The 23,306-nt window shown below is 38.4% G+C and carries 19 protein-coding genes and 1 pseudogene; 6 read left to right on the top strand and 14 right to left on the bottom strand.

The genetic code is table 11. The annotated features are described in order from the left end of the window. Positions 1-36 precede the first annotated feature (36 nt). From V4P57_RS01045 to lpxK, 3 genes are all read left to right on the top strand, one after another. Positions 37-279 (top strand): DUF4170 domain-containing protein, encoded by a 243-nt coding sequence (locus tag V4P57_RS01045; protein ID WP_455466362.1) that lies wholly within the window; start codon positions 37-39, stop codon positions 277-279. Positions 280-930: 651 nt separating this feature from the next. Further along, complete coding sequence (gene waaA / locus V4P57_RS01040; protein WP_455466361.1) at positions 931-2,253, top strand: lipid IV(A) 3-deoxy-D-manno-octulosonic acid transferase; 1,323 nt, start codon at positions 931-933, stop codon at positions 2,251-2,253. Further along, the gene (gene lpxK, locus V4P57_RS01035; protein WP_455466360.1) at positions 2,243-3,262 is read left to right on the top strand and encodes a tetraacyldisaccharide 4'-kinase; all 1,020 of its coding nucleotides are present in this window, start codon (positions 2,243-2,245) and stop codon (positions 3,260-3,262) included. The genes waaA and lpxK overlap by 11 nt, the downstream gene beginning before the upstream one ends. A 45-nt stretch (positions 3,263-3,307) precedes the next feature. On the opposite strand, the gene V4P57_RS01030 is transcribed toward lpxK, so the two are convergent. Both V4P57_RS01030 and mutL read right to left on the bottom strand, forming a co-directional pair. Next, the gene (locus V4P57_RS01030) at positions 3,308-3,544 is read right to left on the bottom strand and encodes a DUF2093 domain-containing protein (RefSeq protein WP_455466359.1); all 237 of its coding nucleotides are present in this window, start codon (positions 3,542-3,544) and stop codon (positions 3,308-3,310) included. 120 nt (positions 3,545-3,664) lie between these two features. Continuing rightward, on the bottom strand, positions 3,665-5,509 hold the full coding sequence (gene mutL / locus V4P57_RS01025; RefSeq protein WP_455466358.1) for a DNA mismatch repair endonuclease MutL: 1,845 nt from the start codon (positions 5,507-5,509) through the stop codon (positions 3,665-3,667). A gap of 299 nt (positions 5,510-5,808) precedes the next feature. On the opposite strand from mutL, the gene V4P57_RS01020 reads away from it, so the two are divergent. Next, positions 5,809-6,897 carry a 2'-deoxycytidine 5'-triphosphate deaminase gene (locus V4P57_RS01020; protein ID WP_455466357.1) on the top strand — a complete coding sequence of 363 codons (1,089 nt, stop codon included), beginning with the start codon at positions 5,809-5,811 and terminating at the stop codon, positions 6,895-6,897. An 827-nt stretch (positions 6,898-7,724) separates the two neighbouring features. Beyond that, a complete protein-coding gene (lldD, locus tag V4P57_RS01015; RefSeq protein ID WP_455466356.1) occupies positions 7,725-8,876 on the top strand; it encodes an FMN-dependent L-lactate dehydrogenase LldD in 1,152 nt (383 codons plus the stop codon). A gap of 390 nt (positions 8,877-9,266) precedes the next feature. Here the strand turns inward: lldD and V4P57_RS01010 are convergent, their stop codons facing one another. From V4P57_RS01010 to V4P57_RS00985, 6 genes and pseudogenes are all read right to left on the bottom strand, one after another. After that, positions 9,267-9,491: a transketolase C-terminal domain-containing protein gene (locus V4P57_RS01010; RefSeq protein ID WP_455466355.1), complete on the bottom strand. Its 225-nt coding sequence runs from the start codon at positions 9,489-9,491 to the stop codon at positions 9,267-9,269. Then, a pseudogene (locus V4P57_RS01005) lies at positions 9,448-9,956 on the bottom strand (hypothetical protein). The gene V4P57_RS01010 and the pseudogene V4P57_RS01005 overlap by 44 nt, the downstream one beginning before the upstream one ends. Before the next feature lie 35 nt (positions 9,957-9,991). Beyond that, positions 9,992-10,447: a hypothetical protein gene (locus V4P57_RS01000; RefSeq protein WP_455466939.1), complete on the bottom strand. Its 456-nt coding sequence runs from the start codon at positions 10,445-10,447 to the stop codon at positions 9,992-9,994. A 208-nt stretch (positions 10,448-10,655) separates the two neighbouring features. Beyond that, positions 10,656-10,841, bottom strand: coding sequence for a hypothetical protein (locus tag V4P57_RS00995; protein ID WP_455466354.1), 186 nt, complete (start codon positions 10,839-10,841; stop codon positions 10,656-10,658). 604 nt (positions 10,842-11,445) lie between these two features. Next, positions 11,446-12,003 carry a 16S rRNA (guanine(966)-N(2))-methyltransferase RsmD gene (rsmD, locus tag V4P57_RS00990; protein WP_455466353.1) on the bottom strand — a complete coding sequence of 186 codons (558 nt, stop codon included), beginning with the start codon at positions 12,001-12,003 and terminating at the stop codon, positions 11,446-11,448. Further along, the gene (locus tag V4P57_RS00985) at positions 11,990-13,384 is read right to left on the bottom strand and encodes a pseudouridine synthase (protein ID WP_455466938.1); all 1,395 of its coding nucleotides are present in this window, start codon (positions 13,382-13,384) and stop codon (positions 11,990-11,992) included. Before V4P57_RS00985 ends, rsmD begins: the two co-directional genes overlap by 14 nt. 267 nt (positions 13,385-13,651) lie before the next feature. Here V4P57_RS00985 and V4P57_RS00980 point away from each other — a divergent pair, with 267 nt between their 5' ends. After that, entirely contained in the window at positions 13,652-14,098 is a 447-nt protein-coding gene (locus V4P57_RS00980; protein WP_455466937.1) for a nucleoside deaminase, read from the top strand. A 127-nt stretch (positions 14,099-14,225) separates the two neighbouring features. Here V4P57_RS00980 and V4P57_RS00975 read toward each other — a convergent pair whose 3' ends face one another. From V4P57_RS00975 to V4P57_RS00950, 6 genes are all read right to left on the bottom strand, one after another. Next, the gene (locus V4P57_RS00975) at positions 14,226-14,738 is read right to left on the bottom strand and encodes a hypothetical protein (protein WP_455466352.1); all 513 of its coding nucleotides are present in this window, start codon (positions 14,736-14,738) and stop codon (positions 14,226-14,228) included. Positions 14,739-14,935: 197 nt separating this feature from the next. After that, positions 14,936-17,851, bottom strand: coding sequence for an isoleucine--tRNA ligase (gene ileS / locus V4P57_RS00970; RefSeq protein WP_455466351.1), 2,916 nt, complete (start codon positions 17,849-17,851; stop codon positions 14,936-14,938). A gap of 249 nt (positions 17,852-18,100) precedes the next feature. Continuing rightward, on the bottom strand, positions 18,101-19,261 hold the full coding sequence (locus V4P57_RS00965; protein WP_455466350.1) for an outer membrane protein: 1,161 nt from the start codon (positions 19,259-19,261) through the stop codon (positions 18,101-18,103). A 174-nt stretch (positions 19,262-19,435) separates the two neighbouring features. Continuing rightward, entirely contained in the window at positions 19,436-20,266 is an 831-nt protein-coding gene (locus tag V4P57_RS00960) for an outer membrane protein (RefSeq protein ID WP_455466349.1), read from the bottom strand. Positions 20,267-20,424: 158 nt separating this feature from the next. Further along, complete coding sequence (locus V4P57_RS00955; protein WP_455466348.1) at positions 20,425-21,258, bottom strand: outer membrane protein; 834 nt, start codon at positions 21,256-21,258, stop codon at positions 20,425-20,427. A gap of 335 nt (positions 21,259-21,593) precedes the next feature. After that, positions 21,594-22,427 (bottom strand): outer membrane protein, encoded by an 834-nt coding sequence (locus V4P57_RS00950; RefSeq protein ID WP_455466347.1) that lies wholly within the window; start codon positions 22,425-22,427, stop codon positions 21,594-21,596. Positions 22,428-23,306 lie beyond the last annotated feature (879 nt).

Below are 23,306 nucleotides of genomic sequence, written 5' to 3'. Positions count from 1 at the left end.
AATGCACTAAAATCTCTTAATGATATGGAGGCACATATGTCCAAAACCAACGAAAAGAAACAATATTTACATCTTGTATTTGGTGGGGAATTAAAAAGTCTTAGCAGTAACCAATTTAAGAATATTGATGATTTAGATGTGGTTGGTATTTTTCCAGATTACCAATCTGCCCAAAAGGCATGGCAAGCAAAAGCACAAAGCAGTGTGGATAATGCATTACAACGTTATTACATTTTAGACTTGTATCGACTTCTTGATACTGAAACAGACGATACGTAAGAAAAGTTGAATATTTAATCATTATTTTCTTAAACTTTCTGCATAAAGAGAGATTGAATATCGGGATGGGTGAAAAAATTTAGATAGCGTTGCGAAATTAGAAAACGTCTATAATTTACTTTCTTATCATTTTTTTGCATGAACAACGTATCTGAAATATCTTTCTTTGTTTTCAAAATAAAAAATTTTCTACCATATTTTTTCGTTTCACTCATTCAAAAATCAATGTCCAATTTACAAAAAGTGAAAGCTTCAATTTATGTATAGTTCAAGAAAACAAGAAAATATCTTATGTTTATAACGATGCGTATGGAAATTTTTAATGCTCAAAATGCTTTTAAATCTAACAAAAGACAATATAATTGTGGATATAAAGCGCGTAGAATAAGAAAACAGATTGTGTTATTAGCTGAATTATTTACCTGTTCTATCATATTCTGTGTACATGCATTTTTATGGGAGAATATTCTTGAAAAATAGGGAATAAGAATGTGATTCCATTTTCCTACAACCCTACAGTGTTTTTTATGGACTAAAATGCGCAAGATATCCTTTTATTAGCTAAAAAAATGAATCAATAAATAGGAACAATAAATCGTTTAATGGAAGAAGTTTATAGACGTCCCAAAACAGATAAATGAAGTGGTTTTAATGATGGAACTAAAGGCATATATGGTTCTTTTAATCTATCGGATGGTTGGTTTTTGCTTACATCCTGTTGTGCCTTTTTATTTGTTTCTTCGTGCTGTACGTGGAAAAGAAGAACGAAGTCGCCAAAAAGAGCGTTTGGGTAAAAGCCATAAGGCGCGACCTCAAAATCCGTTGATTTGGTTACATGCAGCAAGTGTTGGAGAAACACTTTCTCTTGTTCCGCTTATTAATTACATTTTATCATTGAAAATCAATATATTGTTGACAACAGGGACCGTGACAACTTCTTCCATCGTGAAAAAGCATTTTGGTAATCGGTTAATTCATCAATATGCTCCATTGGATTTAGACTTGGCAGTACGTCGTTTTATTAATCATTGGAAGCCTGATTTAGTACTGATTTGTGAATCGGAAATTTGGCCTCTACGTATTAAAGAACTTGCCAAAATGCGCATTCCACAGATTTTGGTGAATGCCCATATGTCGGAACGTTCTTTTAAAGCTTGGCAAAAGCACTCTGTTCTTGCTAAATATGTTTTTAGGCATATCGACTTAGCCATTTGTCAAAACGAAAAAGATGTCGCTTATTACTACGCACTTGGAGTAAAATCTGTTGCATTTTCTGGTAATCTTAAGGCTGATGTTTTACCGGTTGAAGATCAAGATTTGCTTACACATTATCGTGGTGCTATTGGAAATCGCCCAGTTTGGGCAGCTATTTCAACCCATGAAGGGGAAGAAGAAATTGCTTTTGAGGTCCATAAGATTCTTAGAAACTATTTGCCAGATTTATTGACGATTATTGTTCCCCGTCATCCTGAACGGCTAGAAAATCTTATCAGAAAATGCGACAATAAGAGCTTGCATTTTATCCGTAGAAGTAACAATGCTGTTCCAGATGCAAATACAGACATTTTGTGGGGCGATACGATTGGAGAAATGGGACTTTTTCTTCGCTTATCGAAAGTTTCTTTTATCGGTAAGTCCTTGTGTGGGAATGGTGGACACAATCCATTGGAGTTGGCCTTACTGAATTCAGCGATTTTAACGGGGCCCCATGTCTCAAATTTTCAAGAGATGTTTGAACAATTCTTAAAGCATGATGCAGCATATATGGTTCAAGATACAAAACAGCTTGCTATTCAAGTGTATAAACTTTTAACAAATGAAGCCTTGCGACGAGAAATGGTTGATAAAGCCTATGAAGTCGCAACAAGTATGGCAGGTGCACTCGAGCGTACGTTAAAAGTTCTTGATCCCTTTTTGCAACCTCTTGTGATACAAACAGGTTTAAGTCAACATCGGGATAACTATGCACATTAGCGCTCCGCATTTTTGGTGGAAAGATAAAAGTTTTTTGCGTATTCTGCTAACCCCCGTTTCTTGGATATATGGCTATTTTTCACGTCGTCATATGGCAAGAAAGCTCCCTGTTATTGATCTTCCTACCTTGTGTATTGGCAATTTTACATGTGGTGGTGCTGGTAAAACACCTGTTGTTATTGCTTTTGCTCAAGTGGCTAAAGAGCTTGGTTTTGTGCCTGGAATTGTATCACGTGGTTATGGTGGAGCAATTAAGGAAGTACATCTTGTAAATAAAGAATGTGACAATGCGCGCGATGTTGGAGATGAAGCACTTTTACTTGTACAGCACGCTTTTGTTGCCATATCAGCTGATCGTTATGCAGCAGCACAACGACTGAAGAAAGAAGGATGTAATCTGATTTTAATGGATGACGGATTCCAAAGCCGCCGTCTTTATATGGACTATGCACTACTTGTTGTAGATGCGATGCGTGGTTTTGGTAATGGAGCTGTTTTTCCAGCAGGACCTTTGCGTGTACCATTAGAAACACAGCTTTCTTTAACGGATAGTGTTTTATTAATTGGTCATTCAGATGCGTATGATAAAATCGCTTTTCTTGTCACACGTACTAGAAAACCTTTGCATCATGCACATCTTACATCACTAGCATCTGGTGAGGTTGCAGGAAAATCATTTTTGGCATTTGCAGGTATTGGTAATCCAGATAAATTTTTTAAATCCATTAAAGAACTTTCCGGTCATGTGGTGCAAACTTACTCTTATCCTGATCACTATTTTTTTACCGACACAGATTTTAAAAATCTTGCACAAAAGGCAGAAATGCAAAACCTATGGCTGGCTACAACTGCGAAAGATTACACACGCATACAAACAAACAGTGCGCAAAAAAACTTAAAAAATCTTATTGTATTTGATGTCAAAGTCGATTTTGCTCAAAAAGATTTTTGCCGTATGCTCCTTGAGGAGGTCATGACTCGCTTTAGAGAGCGCAAGCATCTTCTTTAATTTGCATTTTTGAAAGAAAAGGCTGAATTTATAGTTTTCAATTGGTTATTTTTTCTGTGTTTCTAACAATTGGCTGAGATATGGATTGCATTCAAGTTCACGATGATAGGAAATTTCACAACTAGCATATGCTTCTTGGCGGTTATGATTCCAATATTTTAAATCATCTATCGAGATTTTTTGTCCACTAACAGCACAAAGAGTATATGTTCCATATTTTATGATTTCATATCCATTATTAGAATAACGAATCTTTGCTTCACGTTCATCACTAGAAAACATTCTTTTATACTCTCTTTCTATTGTTGTGAGAGGTTCTAAAAATTAAAGTGCCATAAGATACCTATAAAGTCTAGAATGAATTCAAAATATTTCTTTCTTGCTAAAGTAGTGAATAGAAATTTATTTTCTACCGAAAAGCCTCTCTATATCAGCCAACTTGAGTTCAATATAAGTAGGACGCCCGTGATTACACGTTCCTGTATTGGGGGTTGCCTCTATTTGTCGTAACAATGCATTCATCTCTTCAGGACGCAAAAGACGCCCTGACCGTATAGAACCATGACAAGCCATAGTCGCTGCAACATAATCAAGCATTGCTTTTAAATTGTCTGTGGTATCATATTCAGCGGCCTCCTCTGCAAGATCTTTGATGAGCGCTTGTACGTTGATCTCCCCTAACATGGAGGGTGTTTCGCGCACAATGATTGCACCAGGCCCAAATGATTCTATTCCCAAACCAAACTTCTGTAAAGCATCTTTGTGCATTAAAAGGCATGTTGCATCTTCTTCAGAGAGCTCTACAATTTCAGGGATAAGCAGCAATTGTGACGGAAGCGGTTTGGAATAAAGTGCATTCTTAAGTGCTTCATAAACCAATCGTTCGTGAGCAGCATGTTGGTCGACAATGATCAAACTATCTTGGGTTTGGGCAATAATGTAGTTTTTATGAATTTGCGCTCTAGCTGCTCCTAATGGATAAGATAACTCTTCTGATGATGATGCAGTGCTTGGAATGTAGGCATCACCGCTTGGTGTATCTAAGCCCTCTATAAGAGAAGTAGCATCTTCTTTTAAACCAAAAGAGCTGGTAATATCTAGTGGTTTATGAATCATTGATGCAGCTGCTGGTGCAGGATGATGGGACTGTAAGCTATAAGAAAACGGTTGGTGAGTGCTCTTAAAAGTTCCAAACGGCTTTGGTGCCTGAAATGCAGACAGCATTGCTTCAGAGCTCGTTGAAGTAGGACGCACACCAGTCTGATGCAATGCTTCATGGATTGCTCCAACGATTAAACCGCGAATTAATCCTGGATCACGGAATCGTACATCAGCTTTGGTTGGATGCACGTTAACATCCACATCAGTGGGTGGTAGATCAATAAAAAGAATGCATACAGGATAACGATCCCGAGCTATGACGTCAGCATAGGCTCCTCGGATTGCTCCCCAGAGAACTTTATCGCGCACTGGACGTCCATTAACATAAGCAAATTGATGAAGGCTATTGCTACGGTTGAAGGATGGCAAACAGGCAAATCCGGTTAAACGCACTGTTTCACGTTCAGCATTAAGTGCGATGCTGTTGGGAGCGAATTCATTTCCCATAATTTGTGTAATACGCTGTAATTGCCCTTTGGTGTTATTTTGCGTGGCAAGCAGTTCCATAGAAGTTCTATCTGAACCGGAAAGAGAAAAACGAATATGCGGAAATGCAATAGCAATTCGTTTAACCATATCAGTAATGGCATTCGTTTCAGCGCGGTCAGTTTTCATAAATTTTAACCGTGCTGGAGTGACAAAAAAAAGGTCACGAACTTCAACGATAGTTCCGGAATTTGCAGCAGCCGGCTTTGGTCCGATAATTTTTCCTGCTGTGATGGTAATTTCACTAGCACTATCAGCATCTTGCGTTCGTGAGATTAATTTAAGTTTAGCAACAGAACCAATAGAGGGTAAGGCTTCTCCTCTAAATCCTAGGAAACAGATATTATGCACGTCATTGGTAATTTTTGAGGTACAATGACGAGAAACTGCTAAAGTCAACTGGTCTGCCGGAATGCCGCAGCCATTATCACTCACCTTTATAAAATTTTTCCCGCCGTTTGCTGTAACAATTTCAATTCGAGTTGCTCCAGCGTCAATAGCATTTTCGACAAGTTCCTTGACAACATTTGCTGGCCGTTCAATAACCTCGCCGGCGGCAATTTGATTAATAATATTTTCGCTGAGATGGCGTATGGTCATAATAAATCTTAGCAAGACTCTTGCGGACTCTACAAGAGTCTTTAACATAATAACATTATTTGCTCAACATTCAAGAATAAGAGTGTGTGAGAAATATTATTCTTAAAATAACTATTATTTACTTTCAAAGAATATTTTACAAAATGTTGTTTCATTGTTTGTGGCATCCTATTATTGATTGTGGTAGCAAATTAACTGGCAAAATTGGGAGGAAGTCATTTTTATCATCATAAAACATTTTGTACCAATCGATTATCTAGGTCAAAAAAGAAGCAAACTAAAGATGGAAGGCAAGACATATGGTTCGTATGAGCGGTATTTTGGCAGATAGTGATATACAAGCTTTAATTGATAATGACATTCTCAAAGCTCTTTGGCCGTTTGATGCAGCTCAAATACAACCTGCAAGTCTTGATCTTCGCTTAGGGGACAAAGCCTATCGTATACGTGCTTCCTTTATGCCGGGACTTGATGTAAAAGTTTTAGATAAACTCGAACGGTTAAAATTGCACGAATTTGATTTGCAAAACGGAGCAGTCTTAGAAACAGGATGTGTTTATATTGTTCCTATTTTAGAAAGTTTGGCTTTACCCGAAACTTTATCGGCCGTTGCCAATCCTAAAAGTTCTACGGGACGGTTAGATATTTTTACGCGTGTAATTACAGATAATGCTCAGGAGTTTGATAAAATTTGTGCAGGCTATCATGGTCCGCTTTATCTTGAAATTAGCCCTCGTACATTCCCAATTTTGGTACGTACCGGTTCGCATTTATCTCAACTTCGGTTTCGCAAGGGGCAAAGTTATTTAAATGAAATTGAGCTGCATGCTTTGCATAAAAATGAAACACTGATATCAGATGATTTGCCTAATATTAGTGAGGGTGGTATTGGGCTTTCCATTAATTTGAAGGGAGATGAAAACGGGCTTGTGGGCTATCGTGGTAAACGCCATACAAGTGTTATTGATATTGATAAACGTGCTGCCGCTCACGTTCTAGATTTTTGGGAACCCCTTTTTGATCGTGGTCAAAAGGAACTGATTCTTGATCCTGATGAGTTTTATATTTTAGTTTCGCGAGAAGCTGTCCATGTTCCTCCGCTTTATGCTGCTGAAATGAAACCTTTTGACCCTTTAGTTGGTGAGTTTAGAGTGCATTATGCAGGTTTTTTTGATCCAGGCTTTGGGCATATGAAGGCAGGAGGGAAAGGAGCAAAAGCGGTTTTAGAAGTACGCAGCCGTGAAGTTCCATTTATCTTGGAGCATGGTCAAATTATTGGCCGTTTAGTGTATGAACATATGCTCAATAAACCCTTTACATTATACGGACATAATGCTGGATCTCATTATCAAGCTCAAGGATTAAAGCTATCTAAGCATTTTAAATAGTTTAAAAACACGAACTTTGATAAAGCATTTGCAAGAAGCGCGTATTTCAATAAAGAGAAAACTTCATTTTTACGAATATGATACACTGTTGGCATATTCATTTCTCAAATTGAATATGCAAAATCGGTTGTTAGCACTCGCTCTATTTTAAAAAATTTAAATAAAGGAATCACGTATTTTTCCATATAAAATATCGTTAAATGATAAAAAAGCGACTATTTGAAAAAAATGATATTTTTCTGTTTATACATACTCATATTTAAAATTCTTTAAAATATCCTAAGTAACTCAAGGAGTATGTGTTTTGATAAATTTTGATGAGCAGAAGACTTACGAAAAAAACATTCTGTATGCCTGTAACAAATTGATTCCTTTCTATTAACGGTTTTCTAGCTTTGTAGAAAGCTTTTGTAATATATACTCAATAGTTAACTATACAACTTTTATGAGCTGTAATGTTAGATATCTTTACAACTATGCAAGGAGGATATCGCTTTAAAATTGGAATAGATGACTAAAAAACATCTCTCGAAGGGTATTGATTACAAAAATGCTATCACGTCTTACTTCTTGATTTTTCTATATATATTAATAACATGTGCATTTGTAAGTTATTGATTAAGGTTTTGCACCCACAGATTTTTAATCTAAAAAAAGAGCAATAAAAATTTTGTTTTCATTTATGTATTTTTTGAGTTGCAATCTTAATTGCTTGCATCTACTGAATGGAGTGTTTTGGGAGGACGTCAAATAGGAGGCGTGCGGGTTAATCCTTATTAGTTTTAAAATGTATTTATACTTTTCATTCAGGAATATTGGTGCTACTCATGATTATTTCCTCAACACTTGATTACCGCAAAGCAGCAGAACGTCGACTTCCTCCTTTCCTTTTTCACTATATTGATGGTGGAGCTTATGCTGAGGAAACGCTACGACGTAATTGTACTGATCTTCAAGCGCTTGCACTACGTCAAAGGATTCTGAAGCAAATCGGTAAAGTTGATCTTTCAACCAAAATTTTTGATCAAACACTTAATTTGCCAATTATACTTGCTCCCGTTGGATTAACGGGCATGTATGCACGCCGTGGTGAGGTGCAAGCTGCACATGCAGCCGTTGCAAAAGGTATTCCCTTTACTTTATCCTCAGTTTCAGTTTGTTCTATTGCAGAAGTCCAGAAAGCAGTTGGAAGTACATTTTGGTTTCAACTTTATGTGCTTAAAGATCGTGGATTTATGCGTGATGTATTGGAGCGGGCTTGGGCATCTGGTGTGCAAACATTGGTGTTTACAGTCGATATGCCGGTTCCTGGTGCGCGTTATCGTGATGCGCATTCAGGGATGTCAGGGCCTTATGCTGGGTTACGCCGTATTTTACAAGCTTTTACCCATCCCCATTGGGCTTGGAATATTGGTGTTATGGGGCGTCCTCATGATCTTGGAAATGTTTCTACCTACTTACAAAAGAGGATTGCATTGGACGACTATGTTGGTTGGCTTGGTGCTAATTTTGATCCATCAATTGGTTGGCGCGATCTGCAATGGATTCGAGACTTTTGGAAGGGAAAAATGATTTTGAAAGGTATTCTTGATCCAGAGGATGCGCGAGAAGCGGTACAATTTGGTGCTGATGGTATTGTTGTTTCCAATCATGGAGGGCGTCAACTTGATGGTGTCTTATCAACTACACGCGCATTGCCAACAATTGTAGAAGCTGTAAAGGGTGATTTGACCATTTTAGTGGATTCTGGTATTCGTTCTGGGCTTGATGTTATACGCATGATAGCACAAGGTGCGGATGCCGTTATGATTGGTCGTGCTTTTGTTTACGCGCTTGCGGCAGCAGGGGAGAAAGGCGTTGCTCACCTCCTTGATCTTTTTGCTAATGAAATGCGAGTCGCTATGACGTTGACCGGTGCACAAACGGTTAAGGAGATTACAGGTGAGAGTTTAGTGAACATGGATGCTTTTGCAAAATGAAGAAAGTGCATTATACTCTCTTTAGAAAACAGAGAGTGTTGTTTCATTAAAAGTAGGAAAAGCACAGTTTCATATGCTTATGTGTCTGATTTTCATATTCTTAATGATTTATGGTATTTTAACTAGTGAGTATATTTAGATGCAATTTAACGTTTTTATGTATTATTTCATTGCTAAAATAGTTTTCCTTATATTATCTTGGCTGATCCCATAATTTGCTAAAACGTCTAATTGGCTTCAATTACAGATTGGTTCATTCGGTATTCCTAGCGATACAAATTTGCATGCAATTCCCTGTTCCATAAGTAATCTAGCAGTTGCATCTCCAACTCCTCCATTTATACTGTGCTCTTCACGGACAATAACAAATCTGTGAAGTTTGCATAGTTTTTACACAGATGTATCATCCAAAGGTAGAATTGTTGGTATACTTACAACTTTTGCTATAACTTTATATTTTTCGAGTTCTTCAGCAGCATCGAGACAAATCTGAACAGTCTCTCCAGTGGCAAATAAGAGAATATCTTTTTCTATAACAGAAGCTTTGCTGATATTGATTTTTGAAGAATCTTTATGAATATTTGTAACAGGGTGCTTTCCTAAACCTATAAACATGTATAGAATTGATAAGTGTCAAGAGGATTGCAGCTTCTGTTTCTTTATTATCCGCCGGAGCAATGATGTGTATGTTAGAAATAGCACGAAGCGAATCAAAATCAGAAATGGCATGATGTGTAGCCTCCAGTGGTTCATAGCTAATATCGGCGCTAATACCGATCAATCGGACAGAATTTTCACAATAAGCAACATCTACCTTTATTTGTTCAAGTGCGCGTGTTGTCAAAAAACAAGCTTGCGAAACAACAAATGGCTTTTTCCACACGAGGCAAGACCAGCAGCAACGCCTATCAAATTTTGTTCAGCAATACCAACCTCTATAATACGTTCTAGATAGAGCTTCGCGAATTGATCAATCTTTTCAGATATTTGTGAATCGGCTGTTAGAACGATAATATCCTTATCAAATTGCGCTATTTTTATAAAGGTCTTATTCACAATTTCGAGGTTTGAAAATTTCATGACAGTTCGCGTTTTTTTATGAGGAGTATCCACGCTCATTCCCCCATTAATTGAATTTTTGTCTGAATTTCATCAACAACAATATTGTATTCTTCATCTGTTAAAACTTTACGGTTCCAGCATATATCGTTTTCCATGGTGGAAATTCCACACCCCTTTATTGTGTTTATCAGTATTTCTATTGGTTTATCCTTATGAAATAGAGAAGAGCCTAAGGATTTTTTCAATTGCGTTATACCGTGACCATCAATTTCTACAACATGCCAACCAAAACTTGTAAATTTATCTGCTAAAAGCTCTGTTTTCATTAAAACATCAGTTGTGTCAGTAAGTTGGATCCTATTTCTATCGACAACCGCGATAAGATTACTGAGTTTATAATGCACTGAGAACAGTATAGCCTCCCAGACTGATACCTCTGTCATTTCGCCATCACCAAGAAGCACAAAAACACGATAGAATTGAGAATTAAGCTGTCCAGAAAGAGCTATTCCCGCACCAAGAGATAAGCCATGACCAAGAGAACCTGTGCTTTATTCGATACAAAGATTTTTTTTGCTTACATGGCCAATAAAATACGAACAAAATTTTAAATAAGTATCGAGAAGTTGAGGATCAAAATACTCCATTTCTGATAATACAATATACAACGCTTCAACCGCATACCTCTTACTTTGAACATATCAATCGCGATTGGGATCATGGATATGTGTTGGATTTATTTGCAGAATATATTTTGTATAAGATATAAATGAAATCAACGAAGGAAAGACTGCTAGCTGTATGACCGGATTTTGCTTTTTTAATGAGATCAAGTATTTTAAGGCGTAAGCGAAGAGCATAAATTGCATCGTCAATATCTGCTTTATTGGTTGTATAAGTCATACATTATTCCCCCGTGAAAGATTTATAAATAATGATCTCAAATTATAATTTTATGCACTACATATCTCTTATTTTGAACGTGTAAAATAATTTTCATGATAAAAAAGATACTGTGTCTGATAAAATTTTTGCAGATAGTATGTTAAGGATACAAAAACAGCAGATTTATTTTAAAAATAATTTTTTATGTATTGCGTCGATATCTTTTACAAAAGCATAAAAAGCTATTAAAATATCGATTTTAAAAGGGCATTATTATATAATGTTGTCAAGAGTTTTATACGTGTGCAACAACATTGCAAGGGCAATTACACTTTTAATACTACTTATATTTCCCACCTGAAATTAGCATACTGTGATGATCAGGAGAAAATCACTCAAATCACGCTATATATCCTTAGATATACCGTGTTAAAAATAAGAAATTGTACGTTGGTAATGGAAAATAAGCGCATAAAAGCTTTCAACATCTTTACATGGTTTTAAAAAAACAGCTGTTAATTAATGAAGTAATCTCTTCATAAAAAAGTGCTATGAAAAAAGATACACAAAACAATCTCTCTCATCCTATCGGATAAAAATGAGAACTTTCTTGAGCCTGAAGTTATGAACATAGTTTATAAAAACGTATTGCTGTCTCACCATAAAAACGTTCATCATCTAGATAAAAAATATCAGGTAAATGAATAATTGAATCTTTCTTTTCTTCAAGCACAAAGAGTGTATCAGCTTTTGCCCACCCTCCTCTCAAGGCTTCTACAAAAGCACGCTCACCTAAATAATGGCCATAGGGAGGATCTGCGAAAATAACATCGAACGGAAGCATTGTCCCAATATTGCCTAATTTTGTTGCATCACGACGCAAGATACGTCCAATCGACTGCAATTCAAAAGCTTCAATATTTTTTTGAAGCAGTCCACGTCCCTCAACTGAATTTTCAACAAAAACTGCTGCTTTTGCACCACGCGATAGAGCCTCTATGCCCAAGGCACCAGTCCCAGCAAAAAGATCAAGGATGCGTTTATTGGTCAAAAATTGTTCTTCTCGGCTCGCAAGAATATTAAAAAGGCTTTCACGCGTACGATCACTCGTTGGGCGAATTGACTGCCCCACAGGCGCAAACAAAACACGCCCAGCAAACTTACCGCTAACGACCCGCACGCGGTCCTCCAAATGGCTTCGATGTTTTTGCATCACTACTATATGGTTTGGATTTTTTCATCGCACCATCAAATGATTTCTTTTTTCGCTTATTCTCAAAAAAACACTCATCATGATCGCCTTTCATAAACTTCCCCGCTTTCTTTAAAAAACGATCATTATTGCTAGAAACACGCGCCTCACAATAAGATTTTTTACCATGTTTTTTATCAAAATGCTTGCTCCTTTCTTCTTGCAGCTGAATTTTTGATGGCTTTTCCTTACCTTTATGAGCAAATCCTCGACCAGCTAAATTGCTTTTATGTTCATGAGGGGGATTCTCACTAAGGGGAGACTTTTTACGCGCGCTTTGCGGACGTGCACCAGGAGCCATCCAAACATTAGAACGGCGCGAACGAGGCAAAACACGCTCTGCTTTTTCTTCTTCACTCTTATCCTTACGCATAAACTTCTCATCAGATTTTGTACCCAATCTTGATTGATCATGCTTAACAGAACCACCTCGCTGTCTACGTTGCACATCTCTTCCACTCGAGAAAATCCAGCTATCATTGGTGACAGCAAGATTTTTATCACTTTGTTTTTCCAAAACAATAGCAGAATTTGAAAATGGCTTAAGAATAGGAGAATCAAAATCTGCATTGGCTTGCACAATTAAACGCTCACCTAATTGCTCACGTAACATCCGACCTTTTATTTCACGAACTGCTCCCCCTTCCAAGTCAGAGAGCTGAAATGGACCATAAGATATACGAATTAAACGGTTAACTGATAACCCTAATGCACCCAGAACATTTTTTATTTCACGATTTTTTCCTTCACGTAAAGCTACAGAAAGCCACAGATTTGACCCTTGTTCACGTTCAATCGATGCTTCAATCGAACCGTAGAAAATACCATCAATCGCGATACCATTTTTAAGGTTATCAAGTGCACTCTGTTTTACTCTTCCATGAGCACGAACCCGATATTTGCGCACCCATCCCGTTAAAGGAAGCTCTAATACACGTGCTAAACCACCATCATTGGTTAACAGCAAAAGCCCTTCCGTGTTAATGTCAAGCCTGCCTATAGAAAGAACACGAGGCATTCCTTTCGGCAAATGACTAAACACTGTTGGTCTACCTTCAGGATCACGGTTCGTGGTGACAAGACCCGCTGGCTTGTGATAAAGCCATAACCGTGTTCGTTCTATAGGAGACAAAGATTTGCCGTCAACTTTAATAACATCAGAGCGGGTAACATTAAAAGCAGGCGTCGTCACAACTTTACCATTAACAACAATACGACCAGCAGAAATCATCATTTCTGCGTCACGACGCGAGGCAACACCAGCACGTGCTAACCTTTTGGCAATCCGTTCACTTTCATTTTCATCCATTTGCTCTTCACACCAATCTTTTCCAGTACATTCAGAAAATCGTCTTCCTGCACTATACCGCTTATCCTGAAAAGGGGAAGAACACAATCATTTATCATTTTCTATCCTTTAGCAGCAATAATGCACCTGTTTACTTGCAAGTTGGTTTTAAATATTTAAAAAATAATACCCTTTTGTTAAAAAGGGTTATAGCTTATTTGTTTTACAGTACTCTTCTCTCCATGGAGAGACCTTTTCGATCCCCTACACTTCAGTAGAAAGAACATGATGACTTTGACGCCCATGGAAATAGCCCTCTTAGAAGCGCAAGAGGCAAAAAAAAAAGACGAGGTCCCTGTAGGTGCCGTTATCATGCGCGGAAAAACAATTATTGCACGCGCTGGTAACTCCATAAAAACCCCGCATGATCCTACAGGACACGCAGAAATGCGGGTAATCCGTATGGCTTGTGAAACACTCCAAAGCGAAAGACTTCCTGATTGCGACTTGTATGTAACACTCGAACCTTGTGCTATGTGTGCCGCAGCCATTTCATTTGCACGCATACGGCGTCTCTATTATGCAACAAGCGACCCAAAAGGAGGTGCTATTGAACATGGTCCACGCTTTTACCAGCAACCAACCTGCCATCATAGACCTGAGATCTATTCTAGTTTTAAGGAAAAAGAAGCTGCTCAACTTCTTCAAGAATTTTTTGCACAAAAGCGGCGTTAAAAACAATTCCTTTTCTTACCAACGCTCATCTCTAAAAACATGAGAAATCTCTGGCTATAGCTCTTCTTTTCATCAGACTCCATTTCTAGAGCACTTTTTCTTTGATGCCCTCTTAACGCCTTGACTCTCATTTGCCAACAGGCGCAATCTTTGCCGGCTGACGATAACTTAAAGGTGGCTCAGTGAGATATCGGCGATATTTTGCACTTCCGACCCGTGCTCTCTGAAGACGTAAATATTCCTGCCGTTGTTTCACATTCAACCGTGAAATACTTTCTGAATCAACAGTATCAGCATGCTCATCAACTGATGATACTTTCTTGGGAAGAACAGAACCCCTCCTTCCATCAAAATGCTGCTTCGATGTTTCTGCTCCACCAAAAGAGTTATCCTGCTGTGGCAAAGGTAAAACTCTGAGCGAACCGGGCTTCGGCATCACAAGTTTCGGATGAGATTTCATAACAAGCTGACTATTGTCATTTGCCGATGTTAGCGAGGCAAGGTTAGCAACATCTTCAAAAAACTGTAACGAAACTGCCTTATCTGTACCATAAGTAGGAGCAGATAGACCGCATCCTGTTAAAATAAAACACATGCTCAAAATGCTTGCTGGCAATATTTTTACTGCACATTTTTTCACTGTTTATCCCATTTTCCTAAGTATACAACTGACTGCTCTTCCCGCAATTTATCGGAGATCTGGTCAACACACACAACCCCCACGGAAAAACAATAGGTTCCACCACTATCATAAAATACTATATGCATCAATGACAGAATTCAAACCGTAATGATACTCTGCACAACTCTGTATTTCTACCTATTGATCTTAAAATCTTAAATCTTGCCAAGCATTTGCAATTCCCGCAAAGCAGCCGCATCGCGAGCAGATACATCAGGATAAGCTGGATCACTCCCAATATCTTGTGTATAACGCCATGATCGAGCACATTTTTTTCCCAGCGCCTTCTCTGGATACACACCAACACCTTCAACATCACCCAGATTAAAAGCATCCGCAGGTGCTACATCCTGACTAATTGTTAAAGCACTTGTGATACAAATTTCCGCCATATCCAAATTCTCTAACGCCTTCAGTAAAGCTGGGTTAGAAATAAAAACAACAGGTGCGGCTTCTAAAGATGATCCAATACGCTTGTTGGCTCGTTCAAGCTCTAAGGCACCCGTCACAACTTTACGAACTTGTCGAACTTTTTTCCAACGTTCAGCCAAAGATTCGTTTTTCCATTCCCTTGGAACAGAACGGAATTGCTCCAAATGCACTGAATAACTTTCGGGATAAAGCTCCAACCAAGCCTCTTCCATTGTAAAAGGCAACATTGGAGCAAGCCATGTTACCATTCGTTTAAAAACTTCACGGACAACCTGTAAAGAAGCTTTACGTTTTGGTGATGAAGGTGCGTCACAATAAAGAGAATCTTTACGGATATCAAAATAAAATGCCGATAACTCAATGATTGAAAAATCTAACAATGCACGCATAATCTTTTTGAAATCAAACTCATCATAGGCTCGATTAATCAATTGATCGAGTTCAAAAAGCCGATGCAATATAAATTTTTCAAGATCTGGTAATGCGCAATAAGATATTTCTTCTCCTTCATCATGCGCCAACGTCCCAAGCATCCAACGAATCGCATTACGCAATTTACGATATGAATCCACATTTGTCTGAAGAGTTTTTTTACCTAAACGCTGATCTTCCCAATAATCCGTTGTCATGACCCAAAGACGAAAAATATCAGCACCGGATGTTTTAATTATCTCTTGCGGAACAACCGTGTTTCCCAAAGATTTAGACATTTTTTTGCCATTCTCATCCAAAGTAAAACCGTGTGTAATCACCGTCTTGTAAGGAGAACAAGCGCGCGTACCACAGCTTTCCAAAAGAGAAGACTGAAACCACCCACGATGTTGATCAGACCCTTCAAAATAAACATCGGCAGGCCATTTCAAATCAGCCCGATCTTCTAGTACAAAACTATGACTTGCTCCAGAATCAAACCAAACATCAAGAATATCATAAACCTGAACCCAAGACTCATGTGCACGATCACCCAAAAAACGCTCACGCGCTCCTTCAGTAAACCATGCATCCGCCCCTTCTGCTTCAAAAGCCCGCAAAATACGCTCATTCACACGCTCATCTTTCAAAACAACACCATCTTCATTGGCAAAAATACAAATTGGAACGCCCCAAGACCGCTGGCGAGAAAGAACCCAATCAGGACGATCTGCTATCATAGAAGCTAAACGGTTTTGACCAGAAGAAGGAACAAAAAGCGTCTTCGAAACAGCCTCTAAAGCACGACTACGTAGGGTTGAACCATCGCCAAGATTTTTATCCATTGAAATAAACCATTGCGGTGTATTACGGAAAATAACAGGTTTTTTCGAACGCCAACTATGAGGATAGGAATGTTTTAAACGACCGCGTGCAAACAACCGATCTGCTTTAATTAAAGCATTAATAACCTCTTTATTAGCATCACCCATTTTCCCATTATCATCAATAATGCGCACAGCCCCTTCTTTACGGTCTGGTCCAAAACCGGGAACATCCTTCGTATAAAAACCAGCATCATCAACGGGGAAAGGTATAGAGGGATCAATACCCATCTGCTCCAATAAAGGCTTATAAGCATTCCAAATTTCAAAATCTTCACGCCCATGGCTTGGCGCCGTATGAACAAAACCTGTACCAGCACCCTCTGTTACGTGCGAACCGTCAAGCAGTGGAATTTTAAAGTTATATCCCCCAGCCAAACCTTTGAGTGGATGAGAAAGAACAAGCGTTTTAAGTTCATCAGGAGAAACAACGCGTAAACGCTTCAAAACAAGTTTCGCTTTTTCCGCACAGCTCATAGCTAACGCATCAGCAAAGAGAAGTTGTTCCCCAGCTTGAGGACCAAAATCATTTTCCGCGCTTTCAACTTCATAAATACCGTAAGAAATCTGCGACGAATAACTAACCGCACGGTTACCAGGAATTGTCCACGGAGTCGTTGTCCAAATTACAACATAAGCACCATATAAGTCATTAGAATCTGTTTCAAAAATAGGGAACTTAACCCAAATAACCTCTGATTCATGATCGTGATATTCAATCTCTGCCTCAGCCAAAGCCGTACGTTCCACAACAGACCACATCACAGGTTTTGAACCACGATAAATCTGATCTGACATAGCAAATTTCATCAATTCACTGGCAATGCGCGCCTCTGCATGAAAAGCCATTGTGGTATAGGGCGTCTTAAAATCCCCAACAACACCAAGACGTTTAAATTCTTCACTTTGAATAGTTATCCAATGTTGTGCAAATTCACGGCATTCTTGACGAAATTCGTTCAGGGGTACATCATCCTTATTTTTCCCTTGTGCACGATATTTTTCTTCAATCTTCCATTCGATCGGAAGTCCATGGCAGTCCCAACCGGGAACATAATTTGCATTAAAACCACGCATTTGGAATGAACGAACAATCACATCCTTTAGAACTTTATTCAAAGCATGCCCTATATGAATATGTCCGTTTGCATAAGGTGGACCATCATGGAGAATATAAAGTGGACGGTCTTTTGCTTGTTGGCGCAATTGAGCGTAAAGCCCCATATCTTCCCACCGCGCCATCAACTCAAGCTCTTTTTGTGGCAACCCTGCACGCATAGGAAAATTTGTTTGTGGTAAATAAAGAGTTTTTGAATAATCTATTGTTTCATTTTTCACAGCCATTGTGAAATATTCCTGTCCACTTTTACGATTTCATTTTTGCATAACTTCCCCGAACCCTGCAACTCTGGTTTTTTAATCTATAGGGAAAGCCGAGCTCATCATTCGTATTAAGCAGCGATCAAGAAGATATGTCATTATATTTTATGGGCTTTATCACGAAACTATCAAGAAAGGAAACCCAAAAATGATTTTCTTAAAAAAATACAGGCTCCACCAAGGTGGAGCCTCTCTGCAATTTACTTTAAAAAATTAGAATTTGTAAGCTACACCAACACGGAAATCATTGGTTTTAAAGTCAATTTCAAATTTTTCTTTTGCAAATTTCTTTTTGCCAAAATCAGAGTAACGATACTCTGCACGCAAAATAACATTGTCAAGAACTGCAAAGTCAATACCACCGCCAAGAGTATAACCAACCATTGTCTTTGTTTCATCAACTAAGTTATTGGATTCTAAATTTCTTTCATTTTCTTTCTTAAATGATACCGATACAATGTCTTGAAGCTTCGTATAAGCAACACCACCAGAAATATAAGGCATAAAGCGGTCAGCAGCAAAACCAATACGCAACCGTGTAGCACCAACCCAATTCTGCTTCAAAGTATGGCTTAAAGCTTCAATTCTACCATCTTGCCCATGGCTAAGCTCAGAAATCTCTCTTTTCAACTGCTCTAAACCATATAGACTTCCACTGCCATTGTCCTTACCCAGAGCTCTCGCACCATTTCTAACCATTCCCTCTGCACTGTGAGGATTATGACCAACAGCATGCGGATGAGCGCCATGTGGATAACCACCATAATGACCAGCACCCATTCCACCTGGATGACCACCATAATGACCATGACCAGCCCCTACCCCACCAGGAGAACCATCATGATGACCGCGATCAGCACCCACCCCACCAGCAGCATGTCTCACCGATGTTCCTGGTTGTTCTGGAGCTGGCCGCTCCGAAGCTGGCGATTCTGGTGCTGATCGTACTAATCTACCAGATCTTGCCACTGCTCTTTCCACTGTAGTATTATCAGATATATTTAGGGTAACGGCCTTTGTGTATTTTTGTCCAGACCATATTAAATCCGTATCGACACCAAAAACGAAGTTATCACCAAGATCAATATTAGAACCTGCGTAAAGGCCAGCACCTTCAAAACCTGAAAGTTTAGGTGATAAATCTTTAATCAGTGGTACACTCTTACCTTCATCAATAACATCGGTATCAGTTTTACTTGAAAAACCACCAACTTGACCACCAATGTAAGCACCGGTCCAAGTAAAAGCAGGAGCGACAAAAGCTGATGAAGTAACCGGTGTTGGCTGATGTGGAATCACCACATCTGCTGCCTGTGTTGCAGAAGCTGAAATTAAAGCAAAAATAGATGCCGTTATTAAACGTTTCGTGTTCATAAAATATCTCCGAGTATCCAAAATGGATCATATATAGTGCATCTATTTTAAAATATCTGTAGCAAAAATATCACATTCACAAAAAAATAGAGGCTCTATCAAAGATGAAACCTCTTTAGAAATTTAGTTTTGCAATAATAATAATTCAGTCTTGCACTAAACTAAAACACTAAATTAAAATTTGTAAGCTACACCAACACGAAAATCATTGGTCTTGTAGTCAAGTTCGTATTTATCTTTTGAGTATTTCTTCTTACCAAAATCTGAGTAACGATATTCTGCACGTAAAATAACATTATCGGCTATTGTAAAATCAACACCACCACCAAGGGTATAACCAACCAATGTCTTTGTTTCATCCGACAAATTACCAGAAGCAACTACTATACCATCTGCTTTTTTCTGTACCTTAATCGAATATATACCCTGCACTTGAGCATAGGTAATACCACCAGCGACATAAGGCATAAAGCGATCAACAACTGTAAAACCAAGACGTACACGTGTGGCTCCAGACCATTTTTCTTTATAGGTAGTACTCCTCGCATACTCCTTACCAACGTAAAGAGTGCTCCCTTCAGCTACTGTAATCTTAGCTTCTTCAAGCTCTTTTTTAATAGCGTCAACCTCATCTATGATTTTAATTTCCACTAGCCTATTTGTTTTTGTCTCTCCTTTATCAGCCCAAACGGCATCCGTTTCAACCCCAAAAATGAGATCATTACCAAGATCTATGTTGGAACCTGCATAAATACCACCCATGAAACCTGAAAGCTTAGGTGTCATATCTTTAGAAATTTTAGTGTTTGTTGCACCCACCTCATTTAGCTCAATCTTACTTAAAAAATTCCCAATCTGGCCACCAAGATAAAACCCCGTCCAAGAAAATGCAGGGGCAGAAACAACTGGTGCTATTTCATGGGGAATTTCTACATCCGCAGCCTGAGCAGCAGAGGCTGAAATTAAAGCGACAAACGAAGTCGTTATTAAAGATCTTATATTCATAAATTTTTGCTCCTATTTGGTTAGAGCCGAATACGATAAAATAAAGATTATGAAAAATCTGTAACAAAAATAACACAGTCTACAAAAATAGAGGCTCCATTAAAGATGGAGCCTCTTAGAAATCTCATTTTGTAATAATAACTTAGTTTTGCACTAAATTAGAATTTGTAAGCTACACCAACACGGAAATCATTGGTCTTATAGCTAAATCTCTGTGATTCTTTTGCAAATTTCTTTTTACCGAAATCTGAATAACGATATTCAGCACGGAACATAACATTATCGGACATTGCAAGATCAACTCCACCACCAAGGGTGTAACCAACCATTGTCTTTGTTTCATCATACAATTTACCACCAGACGAAACCGTTCTACCATCATCAGTTCTTGTTCCTAAAATCTCCTGAATGCCCTGTACCTGCGCATAAGCAATACCACCAGCGATATAAGGCATAAAGCGATCAGCAGCTGCAAAACCAAGACGTACCCGTGTAGCGCCAGACCATTTTTCTTTGTAAGTGTTATGATCCTTTACGACATCATCTTTTTTAAATTGAGACGCTTCTTTTAGCTTGATTTTAGCATCCGTGAATAGAGTGTTCAGAGTTGTGGCAGCGTTATCATTAGCAAGGGTTCTTTCATTTCTCGTTTTTGCTTCCTCACGTCCGGCCCGAACAGCGTCCGTTTCAATCCCTAAAATGAAACCATTGCCGAGATCTACGTTGGATCCTGCGTAAATACCACCTATGAAACCCGAAGGTTTAGGTGTCTCACCTTTAGTAAAAGTTGTACTAGTTTCTGGAACCCTTATCTCAGACTTACTTGAAAAATTCCCAATTTGGGCACCGAAATAAAAACCTGTCCAAGAAAATGCAGAGTCAGCAATAACTGCTGGCGCAGCTTCATGGGGAATGATAACATCGGCAGCTTGCGCAGCAGAAGCGGAAACCAAAGCGATAACAGAAGTTGTTATTAGAGATTTTATATTCATAAATTTTGCTCCTAATTATTTTATGTACGCAATGTTATACAATAGCGTAAAAAAAATCTGTAGCAAAAATGGCACAGCCATAAAATAAAGGCTCCGCTCAAAAACGGAGCCTCCTAGCAATTTCGTTTTGTACGAAAGCCTGTAAATTACACACATGCGGAACTCATTGGTTTTACAGTCAAATTCCTGCTTGTCGTTTACACATTTCCTTTACTAAAACCAACATACAGCAACATTCTATGCATGTAATAATATGCATCATGTAACATAATAGCTACAGAAAACACCAAAAATGCTGCCCAAATAAACCTCTTAATAATCTAACTTACAATACGTTAAAATTTGTAAGCTACACCAACACGGAAATCATTGGTTTTGTAAGAAGTTTCATATTTATCATTTGAGAATTTCTTTTTACCAAAATCCGAGTAACGATATTCCGCACGGACAATAAAATTATTGCTCATTGCAAAATCAACACCAGCACCAAGGGTATAACCAACAAACGTCTTGCTTTCATCAAACAAGTTACCAGAAGCTATTACTTTACCTGTCTCTTTTTCTGTTATTGATATCGACGCGATATCTTGAAGCTGTGTATAGGCAATACCGCCAGCAACATAAGGCATAATGCGTTCAGCAGCAAAACCAATCCGCACCCGCGTAGCGCCAGCCCACTTTTCTTTAAAAGTGAAGCTGTGCACTTGTTTATCACCCTCTTTAAGTACTTTGTCCCCAATATTAATACCAGCTTCTTTCAGAATCTTATTAACATATACTAAGTGATTTTTAGCAATCTCGTATGCTGTTAGCGTCTTGGTATCACCTTTATCAGACCACATGATATCTGTATCAACACCTAAAACAAGGCCATTGCCGATATCAATATTAGAACCTGCATAAAGACCCGCCATGAAGCCAGATGGTTTAGGTACAAAATTTTCACCAACAGGAATATTTTTTCCTGTGATAAGAATGTCCACTTTATTTTTACTCGAAAAACTACCAATCTGTCCACCAATATAAAAACCTGTCCAGGAAAAAGTAGGAGCAACAATAACCGGCGCAACGGGTGTAGGATTCTGCGGAACAATAACATCTGCCGCATGTGCTGCTGAAGCTGACGCAAAAGCGAAAGCAGAAATTGTTATTAACCATTTCATATTCATAATTTTCCTCCATAGCTGAATATTTGAACACGCAATTCCATATAGAGCCCCCTCTACAGATATCTGTAGTAAAAATGATACATTCATAAAAAAAACAAAAAGCCCACAAATTCCCCTCCTTTAGTCGTTTGGATCTATAAATGGGAATCTGTAAGCTATGCCAACGCAGAAGTTATTATTCTCTCAATGAAATTCAATACTGTCTTATGCGCGTGCTCCAAAATCTGAAAACAACATTCTTCATGAAAAACATACACTGCCAGTTATTATAAAATGCAATGCCTACCAAAACTATACAAGCAACGTACCCAGCTTTAACCATGACATTACCACACTCAACAGCTTGACTTGTTATACTTTCTCGCATCACAAAACTGGCATTATAACGAAAAGCACAAATAAACAGCACCCCTTCCCCACTTTTAAACTCGAAAAAACACCTTGCTTCTCCAAAATCTACTAGCTACACAAAATTATACCTCTTAACATCATTGATTCGCTTATTAAAAACTCACCTCATCCTACGATCATTTTGACCTCTTTGGGCTTTTCCTATATCCTAGGACTCTTTACTTAAACCGGATATGATACAGCTACAAAATGAATAACTGCTTCGTATTTACTATTATCAATACAAAAAACTCCTTTTGAAAAATCTTAGGTAACGCACTGCCCCCCGTTCATTGAACAAGAGAACTTTTAGAAAAAACAACAGAACTCATTCCTTGTTCCAGCTTTGGAGCGACCATAGAAGCCCCCCCCTGAGCGACAGAAACTGAAGTGAAAACCCTTAAAAAATGAAGCCCTATAGCATTTTCAATTTTAAGATAAATGAAAACTTTTAAGCTATCCCCCCCCTAAATTATACTTCTTAACGTC

Source organism: Bartonella sp. B39 (assembly GCF_053795145.1).
Note: the sequence above shows the minus strand (reverse complement) of the source record. Positions and strands in the feature narration are given on the sequence as shown.

Bases quoted from the DNA above. Each gene is read 5' to 3' on its own strand.
- mutL (WP_455466358.1), bottom strand. From the start codon at position 5,509: ATGACCATACGCCATCTCAGCGAAAATATTATTAATCAAATTGCCGCC.
- V4P57_RS00995 (WP_455466354.1), bottom strand. From the start codon at position 10,841: ATGACTTATACAACCAATAAAGCAGATATTGACGATGCAATTTATGCT.
- V4P57_RS01010 (WP_455466355.1), bottom strand. From the start codon at position 9,491: ATGTTTATAGGTTTAGGAAAGCACCCTGTTACAAATATTCATAAAGAT.
- V4P57_RS00965 (WP_455466350.1), bottom strand. From the start codon at position 19,261: ATGAACACGAAACGTTTAATAACGGCATCTATTTTTGCTTTAATTTCA.
- V4P57_RS01045 (WP_455466362.1), top strand. From the start codon at position 37: ATGTCCAAAACCAACGAAAAGAAACAATATTTACATCTTGTATTTGGT.
- lpxK (WP_455466360.1), top strand. From the start codon at position 2,243: ATGCACATTAGCGCTCCGCATTTTTGGTGGAAAGATAAAAGTTTTTTG.
- ileS (WP_455466351.1), bottom strand. From the start codon at position 17,851: ATGGCTGTGAAAAATGAAACAATAGATTATTCAAAAACTCTTTATTTA.
- lldD (WP_455466356.1), top strand. From the start codon at position 7,725: ATGATTATTTCCTCAACACTTGATTACCGCAAAGCAGCAGAACGTCGA.
- waaA (WP_455466361.1), top strand. From the start codon at position 931: ATGATGGAACTAAAGGCATATATGGTTCTTTTAATCTATCGGATGGTT.
- V4P57_RS01030 (WP_455466359.1), bottom strand. From the start codon at position 3,544: ATGTTTTCTAGTGATGAACGTGAAGCAAAGATTCGTTATTCTAATAAT.
- V4P57_RS00955 (WP_455466348.1), bottom strand. From the start codon at position 21,258: ATGAATATAAAATCTCTAATAACAACTTCTGTTATCGCTTTGGTTTCC.
- V4P57_RS00980 (WP_455466937.1), top strand. From the start codon at position 13,652: ATGACTTTGACGCCCATGGAAATAGCCCTCTTAGAAGCGCAAGAGGCA.
- V4P57_RS01020 (WP_455466357.1), top strand. From the start codon at position 5,809: ATGGTTCGTATGAGCGGTATTTTGGCAGATAGTGATATACAAGCTTTA.
- V4P57_RS00985 (WP_455466938.1), bottom strand. From the start codon at position 13,384: ATGGATGAAAATGAAAGTGAACGGATTGCCAAAAGGTTAGCACGTGCT.
- V4P57_RS00950 (WP_455466347.1), bottom strand. From the start codon at position 22,427: ATGAATATGAAATGGTTAATAACAATTTCTGCTTTCGCTTTTGCGTCA.
- V4P57_RS00960 (WP_455466349.1), bottom strand. From the start codon at position 20,266: ATGAATATAAGATCTTTAATAACGACTTCGTTTGTCGCTTTAATTTCA.